Origin of the sequence: Psychrobacillus sp. FSL W7-1457, assembly GCF_038593405.1 — a bacterium.
In the GTDB taxonomy this organism is placed as follows: domain Bacteria; phylum Bacillota; class Bacilli; order Bacillales_A; family Planococcaceae; genus Psychrobacillus.
The window spans coordinates 604,080-616,389 of sequence record NZ_CP151993.1 but is presented as its reverse complement, the minus strand read 5'-3'; the positions used below and the strand labels follow the sequence as shown (position 1 = coordinate 616,389).

Annotated in this window: 11 protein-coding genes and 1 riboswitch; of the genes, 3 read left to right on the top strand and 8 right to left on the bottom strand. The window is 36.3% G+C overall.

The features are described from left to right. The 6 genes from NSQ95_RS03020 to NSQ95_RS02995 all read right to left on the bottom strand — a co-directional run bounded on the left by NSQ95_RS03020 (position 1) and on the right by NSQ95_RS02995 (position 4,877). Positions 1 to 996, bottom strand: coding sequence for an iron ABC transporter permease (locus tag NSQ95_RS03020; protein ID WP_340885474.1), 996 nt, complete (start codon positions 994 to 996; stop codon positions 1 to 3). Then, positions 989 to 1,942, bottom strand: a complete 954-nt coding sequence (locus tag NSQ95_RS03015; RefSeq protein WP_342560234.1) for an ABC transporter substrate-binding protein — start codon at positions 1,940 to 1,942, stop codon at positions 989 to 991. Before NSQ95_RS03015 ends, NSQ95_RS03020 begins: the two co-directional genes overlap by 8 nt. Positions 1,943 to 2,061: 119 nt before the next feature. Further along, a riboswitch (cobalamin riboswitch) is annotated at positions 2,062 to 2,204 on the bottom strand. 534 nt (positions 2,205 to 2,738) lie between these two features. After that, complete coding sequence (locus tag NSQ95_RS03010; RefSeq protein WP_342560233.1) at positions 2,739 to 3,419, bottom strand: DUF1963 domain-containing protein; 681 nt, start codon at positions 3,417 to 3,419, stop codon at positions 2,739 to 2,741. A 12-nt stretch (positions 3,420 to 3,431) separates the two neighbouring features. Next, positions 3,432 to 4,058, bottom strand: coding sequence for a DUF2185 domain-containing protein (locus tag NSQ95_RS03005; protein ID WP_342560232.1), 627 nt, complete (start codon positions 4,056 to 4,058; stop codon positions 3,432 to 3,434). Positions 4,059 to 4,092: 34 nt separating this feature from the next. Next, positions 4,093 to 4,407, bottom strand: a complete 315-nt coding sequence (locus NSQ95_RS03000) for a DUF5666 domain-containing protein (RefSeq protein ID WP_342560231.1) — start codon at positions 4,405 to 4,407, stop codon at positions 4,093 to 4,095. After that, positions 4,404 to 4,877, bottom strand: coding sequence for a DUF2975 domain-containing protein (locus NSQ95_RS02995; RefSeq protein WP_342560230.1), 474 nt, complete (start codon positions 4,875 to 4,877; stop codon positions 4,404 to 4,406). The genes NSQ95_RS03000 and NSQ95_RS02995 overlap by 4 nt, the downstream gene beginning before the upstream one ends. 466 nt (positions 4,878 to 5,343) lie before the next feature. On the opposite strand from NSQ95_RS02995, the gene NSQ95_RS02990 reads away from it, so the two are divergent. The 3 genes from NSQ95_RS02990 to NSQ95_RS02980 all read left to right on the top strand — a co-directional run bounded on the left by NSQ95_RS02990 (position 5,344) and on the right by NSQ95_RS02980 (position 9,217). After that, positions 5,344 to 5,661: a hypothetical protein gene (locus tag NSQ95_RS02990; protein ID WP_340885492.1), complete on the top strand. Its 318-nt coding sequence runs from the start codon at positions 5,344 to 5,346 to the stop codon at positions 5,659 to 5,661. Between the two features lie 197 nt (positions 5,662 to 5,858). Further along, positions 5,859 to 8,342: a hypothetical protein gene (locus NSQ95_RS02985; protein ID WP_342560229.1), complete on the top strand. Its 2,484-nt coding sequence runs from the start codon at positions 5,859 to 5,861 to the stop codon at positions 8,340 to 8,342. Then, positions 8,342 to 9,217, top strand: coding sequence for an ABC transporter ATP-binding protein (locus NSQ95_RS02980; protein WP_342560228.1), 876 nt, complete (start codon positions 8,342 to 8,344; stop codon positions 9,215 to 9,217). Before NSQ95_RS02985 ends, NSQ95_RS02980 begins: the two co-directional genes overlap by 1 nt. Positions 9,218 to 10,192: 975 nt before the next feature. Here the strand turns inward: NSQ95_RS02980 and argS are convergent. Continuing rightward, positions 10,193 to 11,860, bottom strand: a complete 1,668-nt coding sequence (argS, locus tag NSQ95_RS02975) for an arginine--tRNA ligase (RefSeq protein ID WP_342560227.1) — start codon at positions 11,858 to 11,860, stop codon at positions 10,193 to 10,195. A gap of 1 nt (position 11,861) precedes the next feature. Then, the gene (locus tag NSQ95_RS02970) at positions 11,862 to 12,281 is read right to left on the bottom strand and encodes a DUF1934 domain-containing protein (RefSeq protein WP_340885507.1); all 420 of its coding nucleotides are present in this window, start codon (positions 12,279 to 12,281) and stop codon (positions 11,862 to 11,864) included. Positions 12,282 to 12,310: the final 29 nt, after the last annotated feature.

The following is a 12,310-nucleotide window of genomic DNA, read 5'->3' as shown; positions in this document are numbered from 1 at the left end:
TTAAGCAGCTCCTTTTTTACGTTGTCGGAAGAAGATAAATGCAAAAACTGGTGCACCTATAAAGGCTGTGATAACTCCAATAGGAAGCTCTGTTGGAGATATAATCGTACGTGATACGAGATCACAAATAATTAATAACGATGCTCCGTTTATGAAGCTTAACGGAAGGACGTGTCGGTTATCGGAGCCAAATAACAGCCTCGTCATATGAGGCACTACGAGTCCGACAAATCCAATGGTTCCCGATACAGCTACAGCCGTCCCAGTAAGCATAGACCCACCTATTAGTATCATCATTTTACGTTTCTTTACTTCCACACCTAAATGCTGTGCTCGTTCTTCTCCAAACAGCATTGCATTTAGCTCCCTACGGTTTAACCATAATAAAAGTGAACCAATTATTATAAAAGGTAATGCCATTTGAACATAGCTCCAGCCACGCATAGAGACGCTTCCAAGGAGCCAACCAATTATTTGCCTTAGCTCTTCCCCTGTTAATGCAATCATTAAGGAAATAACAGAGCCGAGAAACGAGCTAAAGATAATACCTGTTAAAATAATCGTTTCCATTTTCATCGCTCGATCAACAAGCTTCGCGAAGGTGATTACGGTGAGCATCGTTGCAAGAGCTCCTAACATACTGAAAACAGGCAGGGTGAACATTCCTAAAAAAGGTACCGATATTCCAAAAAAGAGTGTAGCCACTGCACCAACCGATGCTCCGGACGACACTCCCAATGTATAAGGATCAGCTAGCGGATTTTTAAGCAGACTTTGAAAAGCTGCTCCCGCTATTGCCAGGGATGCTCCGACTAATCCTGCGAGTATAACTCGCGGCATGCGAATCTTCCAGACGATATTTGTTGCAATCGCATCTGTACCCGTATCCCATAAAGTACTGATCGGTACCTTTACAGATCCGACCGACACACCTAGCCAAATGGCTACGATTAACGTAGCCAGTGACAAGATATAACCGATCATTGATTTACTCACTAAATGCCTCCGGATAAATAGCCTTAGCCACTTCCTCTAGGCCTTCTACTAAACGTGGACCTGGACGACTCGTTGCATCCTCATCCACTTGTACCACCTCATCATTTTGAATGGCAGTCACTGTGTCAAAACCATCACGCTGTTCCACCTTTTCTACAATTCCTTCTACGTAGTCATAGGTGATTAACATAACATCTGGGTTACGGCTTACTATTTCCTCTGGGTTAACTTGAAACCAGCCATCTTGATCGGCCATAATATTTTCTGCATTGACCATCGTTAAAATTTCTTGCATAAATGTCCCATTACCAGGAGTATAAATTTCTGGTACATCGGAAGTTTCTACGAATACTGTTTTCTTTGTCTCTACTTTTGCAACTTTTTCTTGAATTTCATCAACCTTTGCCTTCATATCCTCTATAACGGCTTGTGCTTCCTCATATTTCCCCGTTGCTCGGCCAATTTGTTCAATAGTTTTATAGGTTAAGTTAAAATCCTTTGCATCCTGTACCACAAATACCTTTACACCAGCATCTCGAAGCTGCTGTAATCCTGACTCTGCCATTGAAACAATGGATTCATGAGCGAATACGATATCCGGACTTAAAGAGATTATTTTTTCAATGTTATACTCCATGCCACCAATTTTTTCTTTTTCTAAGGCTTCCTTAGGGTAGCTCTCATAATCATTCACACCGATAATTTCTTCATCTAGCCCTAAAGCAAATAGAATTTCGGTATTGCTTGGAATCATAGATATAATTGATGTTGGGGCTTCCTCTAGCGTAATCTCTTGTCCTACTGCATCAGTGAGAGTCAGCGGAAATGCTGTTTCCGAGCTACCAACCTCTACACTATCTTCTTTTTCTAACGGAAGTGTTTCGGAATCATTGCACCCAGCCAATACAAACAGTGCTATCCCAATTAATAACCAAAACTTTTTCATCCTTCATTCCTCCTAATTTTAAACAATAAAAAATCCCCCATCCTAGGATGAGAGATAGATAGGTATAAATCTGCCAAAAATACCGAAAGCGGACCTACACCAGACCTATCCGCGTAGGTAATGGGTGTGCACATAAAGGCAGGTTTTCTGGCTTATGATGCACATGCATCACTTACAGTGGCGGGACCGCGCTGGACTCTAACCAGCTTCCCTTTTAACTCTAGTATCCAATAACTAGAGCACCTTTACGCAAATGTTATTCTATTGTTTCTTGCATTTATTATACCTTATATTTAGATGTTGTCGAGATGATGTCGGGATTTGAGAAAGGCATCCGTTTCATAATTTCAAAAATACGAACAATTAATAAAGAATATTCAAGTTTATATACTTTTATATGTAGAAAGTAGAATTGATTTTCGCTCATATCTCGGACGATCTTTCGAGGGGGGGAGCGATAAGTCATCACCTGTCGCTTACGCGCAAGGTTGTGATGTCTGAGCTGTCTCACTCATCCCTACTTGTGCCGCCGCCTGCCGCTACAATCAATTTTAGAAAAGGTTCGTGTTTAACTATTTTGAGAAATGAATCTTCTCCAGCTCAAGCGAGGTAAAAAAACAGTAGTAATTGATTAAAGGTGATTTCAGTGAAATTTTTACATTCATATTATCGAAATCATTTCACGTTTCACTTTCTGACCTTCTATAAAGCTAGGGGAGTGGCATTTTTGTAGCTTAAGTAAAAAATGTCCATCTCCTATTAGAAAATATTCGAGAGATACTCACCCCTAATGCTATTAATAAAAATCACAGTACACAATCCACTCTTGTTTGTCTTGATTATAGAAAAAATAGAAGCTACCACTGTCTACTATGTTGAATTGCGCTTTCGCATCAGAGCTTATCTGAAAGACAAAGGGATATTCGTCACCATAGGAGACTCCGCTCTGGGTAAAGGAAGGATATCCTCCAACCTTATGCATAGGATAGATATCTTCCACGATATCATCGTAATATTCGATCGCATCCTCTAATTCAATGCGTAAAATCTCGTCTACAATTTCTGGTGGTATATCATCAGAGTCCCAGGCGGGAGCATCATTCTCAACTAGTTTCGGTTTTAATGGAAAAGGTTTCATCCTTGCAGATTGATCGTTTATTTTATGTAATTCGTTGAGGCTTGTATAGCAATTAATCATAAAAAAAGATGCTAAATTATCATTGTTTAAATGATCATATACATTAAAGTCCATATAAATAGTGATTAATTGAATGTTTTTTAATTCCTCCGGTACGTAAGGGAGATTGTTTAAAAAAATTGTACTTAAAGGCTCATACTGGGAAGATATATTTTCTTCTTTTCCCCACATGACCTTTCCAATCCAGCTCTCTCCTAATTCTTCTGTTGGTCGATGTCCACCCGTCTCAAAAATGGTAGCTTGCTTAAATAGTACTTCTTTTAATTGAGCAATGTTCATATAAATCCCTTCCTAAGCTAAGTAAGACTCCCAATCGTAATCGTCTATTTTATAGAAGACACCGTGGTCATTTTTTTCATATGCACATAGAGGTGGCTCATCAATAAAAGATAGAACAGAGTCATCTATATTTAAAATTACACCTATGGATATATACTGAAAATTATCAGAATTACTTAAAAATCTATCATCTTCGTAACCACTTAAAACAGACCAACCAGAATCTTGAGCATCTTTTGGATCATCTTTTAACATAAAGTTAAATTCATTTCTCTCTAAAACATCGTTGCTTACAATTATTTTCGTATCAAAATAATAATCCCATTTAGAAGCATTTGGATCGTTATACTCAGTGTCACATATATGTACTGCACGAAATGAAATTTCTTGTCCAATTTTTAATTCACTTATATTGATTGGGTCGTTTGAAAGAACTCCCTTAAAGTTTTCCATATCCCTATGGGTAATTTTCACCCACATCCTTTCACCTGCATACCCGTCTGCTCTAGTCTCGAATTCGAAAATTAATTTGACCATATCTCCTATTCTTAAAATATCAATTACTTCCTGGCTAGGAATATAAAAAGTATAGGGCGCTTCCTTATTTCTTTTATAAGCACTCTCTAAGTACCATGACATTATATTTTCTCCTTGAACTGTTTTAACATAATTTTTACGAGTCTTTCAACACTTTAATTTTTTTTGCAACTATCTTTCCTTCCTTTTCCACAGCCCATATTTCCACTTCTTGTCCTTCTTTTAAGCTCCGCATGCTATTTATTTCCCCTGTTATTTTGGTGAAATTAGAGATATGAACTTTAGGAGTAAAATGCTCGTATTCAGGGTTAACTTCCAGAGGATATAAGGTAAAGTTATTATCCGTTATATCCCCTACTTTGCCATGGTAATCAGCTCTATTTAAAAGAAAAAAAGTAAGGACAGCAATACTGATTATAGTCATTCCAATAATTAAGCCTCTACTTTTCATTTGTTACGTTCCATTCGTGTCATTGCTTCTTGTAAAAGTCTTTGTAGAACAGATGCAAAGGCTGCAATTACAAGGGAAGCAAAAATCATGCCTAGTCCGATGCCTATGATTCCAGGCGCATCATCCTTATCTGCCATAAGAAAGAATATTGGCATACCTAAAACGTATAAAGAGCTAATAGCTAATCCACAGTATTTTATTTTCTTCAAGGCTCTTACTGTAGGTGCAGAGAAGGTATTATGATGACCTATATAATTTAAAAGCTTTAGTGCTTGGTATAGGGCAAAGTAAAAAGGAATAGCTGTTGCATACAAATCGATATAAACTAGGTATTTCAAATAAGCATATTCAGGATATAATTCTACTACAAAGCTTGCTATTTCAGGTACTAGAAATATACATAAAGCAAGAACTGGGATTCCCATTAAAACAATAGCTAACTTTAAAAACAATAGAATTCCTTTTTCCATAAAAGTACCTCCCCTATTAATAATTTACATTATATTACATATTTGATTGTTTTAGAATAAATACTATTGTAAATAAAATATATTAATACTCTAGGATAACAAAAGAACCAGAATAGAATTATGGAAGTTATTAAATGTCTTTATTCCAGAAAGAGATCCATTTGCTGCATTTAGCACTTTGTCTGCATTATAGAATTATGGATTTTAAACTAATTTCGTCTTTTAAATGGCAATGTGGACTGATCTCACATTTGAAAATTTCAAAAAATATTTATAATTACTTACACAAGTTACTCTTGAAAACATACTAAAAATGGGCATTTCCTTTAAGAAAGTGTGTAACAGAAAGAGCTGGACAAGGTTATCATAATATGAAAAGATTGAATTGTAAGAATAATCGGCCGATTTTCTTCCTAAGTATTTTGTTTTCTAAAAAAATAAAATTTGATACGGAGGAATATACTTTATGAAGAAATTTAAAACATTATTGTTAAGTTTTGTAATTGCTTTAAGTTTTGGATTCACAGCCCAAGCAGAAAATGTACAAGCCACTGAAAGTAAAGAAACAAAAGTTGATGTAGCTTCAGAACAAATTTTTGTTTCAAGAACGGTTCGTTTTACTAGAGATCAATCTATGTGGGTAACTGAAACAAGAAATGGTAAAACGTATTCTGGGTATATTTATAATAGAGGTTTTGCAGACGGCTCTGGAAACTACTCATTTTTCTCAGGATACATTAAAACAGGTCCTTACGCACCAGTATCACTTGAACTTGATAAATAGGAAGATAGAATAGTTAAAATAAAGGCTTTCTTAGAAATCATCCCTTTACGTAGTTGTTTAACTCTGCAGTTTTCTGTAAGTTTCACTATTTAAAGGGATGTTTTCTTTTTCTAGAAAATATGCTCGATTCTACAAGCATATAATCATATATAAAGAGGAAGTGGAACAATCTACGTCTGTTTTTCAGGGGGGAACTCATGAGAGAAGTTATAAGTTTCGTTATGAAAGGAATCTTAAAAAGTAAATACATATTATTGGTACCTTTTATTATCATTCTATTTATCGTTTCTTTGATGGCTATTAATAGTAATGAATCTGGAACAACTCAACAGGAGCTACAAGACACATTTAATGATCGAAAGGAAACCATTAATTTTATCATTGGTAGCCTATTAAATAAAAAAAAGGATTTAGGCTTAACCGAGGACCAACAACTAGCACTAGACAGTTTACTCCTCCAAGAAGTGTATTTAAAAGAAATATCAACTAAGCTGGATCGAGGAGATTTAAATATTTCCAACGAAAACCTCGCCTACATCAAAGCATATAGAGAGTATGAGAGCTATGACTTTATAAGTTATATAAATCCTGAGGCTTTAGATGTTGAGCAACAAAAAGCTGCTACAATAGCGAAACAAGATCTATCTTATACAGAACAAGAGACCCCCTTTAATACAGCACTATTTTCTAAGCAGTTATTCCAGCTATTATTCAGTCCCTTTACTGCATTTCTATTTTTTCTTATCTTCATTTATAAAATTATTTCGGATGAACAAAATAGGACTTTCGAGTTCTTTAAAGTTAACTCACTTTCAAATACAGCAATCCATTACGGGTATCTCATACCTTTTTTAATGCTTGTGATTGTATATACGATTTTAGCAGCATTCTTTACGTTATTACCACCTCTTTTGACTGGGAATTTAGAGACGATATACTATCCAATAGATATGCTTATTGGTGCAGAAACAGTTATGGTGCCAGTATGGAAATGGCTACTCTTCCTTCCAATTGGTTGGGCAATTTTTGTGGCACTTATGCTGACGATTGCAATATGTTTGTTTAAACAGAGGCTTTCATTTAATGTACTTTTAGCAATCATTGCCGTCCCGGTCCTGTGTGGCTATATTTATTCTGTTCTATTTGGATTTCATATGTTTAATCCTATCCATCTTATTGTTTCTTATGAAATGTACTTACTACCTACCAATCGTTTCGTAACGTATTTAACTGGAATGCTCCTCTTGCTCATTCTAGGTATACTAGCAAGCTTTCCGGTATTTAAATCAAAGAATGTGGGATTCACCTCCCCCCTCCCAGCTTATTCTCGCAAGCGATTTTATCCAAAACTCGAGGGGAGGTTGCAATTGCTTCAATTTGAACATATTAAAAAGAAGCGCAAAGGTCATGTGTTGCTTACCATTATTCTGTTAGTTGGGATTATCGGTAGTACATTTATTAGCGTCAATCAAACTTATCAAAAGCTGCCAACCATATACTTGAATGTTATGGAAGATTTACAAAACCTCCTTATTGAAGAACAAGTACAGTGGAGAGTCCATGAAGAGGATTTTAATAGAGAAGTTGAAGCGAATCGTATTTCGGAGGATTCAGTAGATGGGACTATAGACTTTCCCGAGGAAAACCCATTCTCCATGATGATTAGACACGCTGAAAACGAATACAACGTATTGGATGAGTTAAAATATAATATTGGTTCGAAAGATTTCGCCCAAAAATATAATGAGATTACGAGGCCCGACCAATCCTATAAAGAATTAGATCCATCCATGTGGAATGTTACTGTAATGGCTTCTGAGGAGCAACAGCATATATTAGATAAGAAAGATATTACACCATGGCCGATCGGGTATCAGTGGATTTCTCATTTCAATGATCCTAGTTATGCTTTAGGTAACGAACACTACACCTTACTAAAATCATCTCAAGAAAGAAACACGAAATATGGAAATAGTAGCTTGTTCACTATGTATAAATTTTTAGATTGGAACATAATGTTGGTGGTCTTATGTGTGTTTATACTTCTGCTATGGACATGTCTTTCCGAGGAACAGCGACCAACACCATCCATTCATTTTTTGGCTACCAAGCCCATTACTCTCCAATCTATCTATGCAAGCAAATGGGCCTACAATCTATTAATTGCTTATGGGGCAATTCTAATTAGTGGAGGAATTACATTTATTGTAAGTTCAATTATAGGTGGATTCGGTGAACCAGACTATCCGATTTTAGTCTATGCTCTTAAAAATGCGAGCGAAAATACGTTTTTTTCTCCTGTCGATAATAGTCATTTTTACTTTGAGAGTTTACTAGTGTTACTCGTTAAAAGTGGATTTCTTATCGTTGCCCAAATTTTCTTTCTGAACTGCTTATTTAGTTTAACTGGGAGATGGATTAAAAACCATTATGTTTCTTTAGTTATCACATTATTAGTTTCCGTATTAGGTTATTACTTCGCAAATCAATACATTACTACTTCCTTTATGTATCTTAATCCATTTGTTTATTTTGATACATGGAACATTGTAGATGGCTGGAAATCCGTATTAGCGAGCTCGTCCTCCGTCAATTTCCGTAATGGGTGGATGATTCTGTTACTTAGTGGTTTGCTATTGTTCCTAATAGGCTTCATACCAAGAAGAAAGAGGGTGTCATGATGTCAGTATTAGAAGTTCGTCAGCTTAGAAAAAAGTATGGGGAAAAACTTGTTTTGCGAGATATTTCATTTGAAATTTATGAAGGCGACGTTATCGGTCTAGTAGGCCCAAATGGAGCAGGTAAATCCACTCTTTTACGATCCATTCTAGCAATTGAAGAGTTTGAATATGGAACGGTGAAGGTCAAAAACGTCTCTAATCAGAGTCCTGACTTTTATAAACACGTTACCTTTTTACCGAGCGATAACTATTTATATATGCAGCTAACTGGATTCGACCATTTAGCATTTGTTGCAAACATCTATAGGTTGGAAAAAACGCAAATTGAAGAAGTTATTGAGCAAATTGGAATCCGATCCTATGTCGACCAGCCCGTAAAATTCTACTCGTACGGGATGAGACAGCATTTACTTATTGCATTATGCATTCTAACAAAGCCTTCTGTCATTTTAATGGATGAACCTTTTAATGGACTGGACCCTACAAGTACGATCGAATTGAAGGAGCTGATTCGCACCTTACATGCGCAAGGAATTAGCTTTCTCATTTCCACACATAACCTGGATATTTTGGAGGATCTGACGAAAAAAATATGGTTTATCAAAGACGGAACATTGTTTAAAGACGACAAAACATTAGTAGTAAATCTCCCTTATCAAATTGAAGTTTTAGTTCCCAAGGATACCGTGTTAGAAAAGCTGATGACCGACAGTCCATTACCTTATCAGGTGTGGGAAAACCGAATTATTACAGATCAAAATCATGATGTAGAAGAATATTTGGAGTGGCTACTAAAGAATAAAGTACAAATTCTATCCGTCAACCAAAGGAAGCCTAATCTGGAGGAAAGGTATAAGCATTTTTACGAGGTGTAGCCCACTTTCATCAAATGAGCTAGCTTTAAAAAAGGCTCTGTTAAAGGCTAGGGTTGATTTATGATGTACTCTAAAATCGGCAAGTAGAATTGATTTCCGCGCCAATCGGACGCTTTTTCGCGGGGTGAGCGATAAGCCATCACCCATCGCTTACGCGCGTGCTGTGATGACTTATCTGTCTCCCGCCTGTCGCTGGAGTCGCCGCCTGTCACTTCAATCAATAATTAGAAAAGGTTCGTGTTTTTAAAGTAAAAAATATAATAAAAAAACTATATGCTTATTTCTTAAATCTTTTTGATAGGGATATTTAAAGGAATAAAGAATTGAATCATCGGTAAAGTAAAATTAAGGGTTACCTTAATGGGAGAGGTTGAGCCATCGACTATTAATAGCTACGAGAATGTTACGCAAGGGGTGATAGGATGATTTGGATTAAACTTTTGTTATATATATCGTTGATATTTGTATTAAATATAATCGTTAGCTTTCTATTGAGGTATTCATTTAGAATCAAAAAAGAAAAAAGATCTTTTTTTTCGTACAATCATGTCAATGAGGTGCACCAAAAAATAGACTGGGCTTTCCGAATTACTTTTATGATTATATTAATCGTTGTTAATATCATGGTAATAATAGAGGATTATCCTATACAAATTTATATTTATACTAGCCTCTTATACTTTGTGATAGAATGTATGGTCAGAGGATTTTTTGAATATAAATATTCGCAGAATCCCAAACAGTCCATTGTAACAATTAGCGATGGGATAATATTATCAATTGGACTTCTAATAGTATTTAATTACCTTATAGATTATCTCGGCTAAAGAATAAATGACAATAGTTCTAAAAAATGAAAGAAGTATGAGTTGGTAGATATAAATTTCCAACTCCTTTTTTACGTGCTTGTAATAAAGTCTTACCATTAAAAAAAGGCATTAAGAAGCGAATTCTTAATGCCTTTAAAGGTTTATTTTACATTTTTTCTGGTGCAGAAACTCCAATTAATTTTAATGCATTTGCAATCGTTTGACGTGCAGATGTCACTAATGCTAGACGTGCCTCTGAAAGTGGCATGTTGTCCGCATTTAATACTTTGTCTGCATTGTAGAAGCTATGGAATGTTGCAGCAAGCTCTTGAATATAAGTTGCAACACGGTGAGGGGCACGAAGTTTTGCAGCGTCTGCCACTACTTGTGGGAAGTCACCAATTTTTTTCAATAGATCTAATTCTTTTTCGCTTTGCAATACATCCAAGGAGTCAGTAGAAGCCTTCATACCTTGTGTTTCTGCTGAGCGTAAAATAGAGCAAATACGAGCATGTGCGTATTGTGCATAATATACTGGGTTTTCATTTGATTGTGAAACAGCTAAATCTAAATCGAAGTCCATGTGAGAATCGCCTGAACGCATACCGAAGAAGTAACGTACTGCGTCTAGTCCTACTTCTTCTACAAGCTCACGCATCGTTACAGCCTTACCTGTACGCTTACTCATCTTCATCTTTTCGCCGTCTTTATATAACTGAACCATTTGAATAACCGATACTTCTAGTTTTTCACGGTTATATCCAAGTGCTTCAAACGCAGCTTTCATACGTGGGATATATCCGTGATGGTCTGCTCCCCAAATATTAATGAGCTGATCGAAGCCACGAGCTAGCTTATTCTCATGGTAAGCGATGTCTGGTAATAAGTATGTGAATGAGCCATCACTTTTAATAAGCACGCGGTCTTTATCATCTCCGAAGGTAGTAGAGCGTAACCAAGTTGCCCCCTCTTCTTCAAAAATATGACCATTTTCACGTAATTTGTTTAACGCAATATCAATTTTACCGCCTTCATATAAGGAAGTTTCAGAGAACCAGTTATCAAAGTTAACACGGAAGTCTGCTAAATCCTTTTGAAGCTTCGCCAATTCTACCTTTAACCCGTGAGTACGGAATGCTTGGAAACGCTCCTCATCAGACATATGAACAAATTTGTCTCCATGCTCTTTTGCAATGTCAGCAGCAATATCAATAATATCTTGACCACGATATCCATCTTCAGGCATTTCCTTTTCCATACCTAATGCTTCAAAATAACGCACTTCAATAGAAACGGCTAAGTTATTGATTTGATTTCCTGCATCGTTTATATAATATTCACGAGAAACATCGTAGCCAGCAAAGTCTAATACGTTACATAAGGAATCTCCAACAGAAGCACCTCGTGCATGTCCTAAATGTAAATCACCTGTTGGGTTGGCAGAAACGAATTCTACTTGAATTTTTTCGTTACCACCAGATGTTGTGCGGCCGTAATTTTCTTTTTCTGAAAGTACTGCTTTTACTACATCCTGCAAGTAATCTTTACGTACAGTAATGTTCATGAAGCCTGGTCCAGCAATGTCTACTTTCTCCATCATTGTTCCGTCCATATTAAGGTTTTCAATAATTGCCTCTGCGATTTGACGAGGGTTTTTCTTCGCAATTTTAGTTAATTGCATAGCAATGTTTGTTGCATAGTCACCATTCGCTTTATCTTTTGGTGTCTCAAGATGAACTGATGGCAGTTGCTCCTCGGTTACAAGTTCTGCTTTAAGGATTGCTTGCTGCAAAGCTTCCTTAATGGATTGTTGGACTTTTTCTACTGCATTCATTTTATTCCGCCTCCGTATATGTTAGTTCTAATTTATATGTACCGACCACTTCTTCGTCCACTATAAGCTCATAATGTACTAGGAATTGACCATCTGTGAATTGCAATTTCTTTGTATTGGTTGTAATCATGAATGTGCCGTAGCCTGTGTCATAGCTACCGGTCTGCTGTTCTCCTCTTTGAAATGGCAGGCGCATTTTGACACCACCACTTCTAAGTATTAGCGCAGATTCAGCATTAAGTTTTACAGTTGTTCGAACTAACTTTTCGTTCTGTACTTCTTCATAAACTAAATAAGGCTGCTCTCCCTTTAAGGTTAGAACGCCAGATGTATGAATATCAAAAGATTCTTTTTTAGACTTCGGGTGTTGGATTGTTGATCGTAAACGAACAGCAACTTCTTTTTTTAATAGTTCAGACATGGACTTCATCCTTTAAAGCATTTTATAAT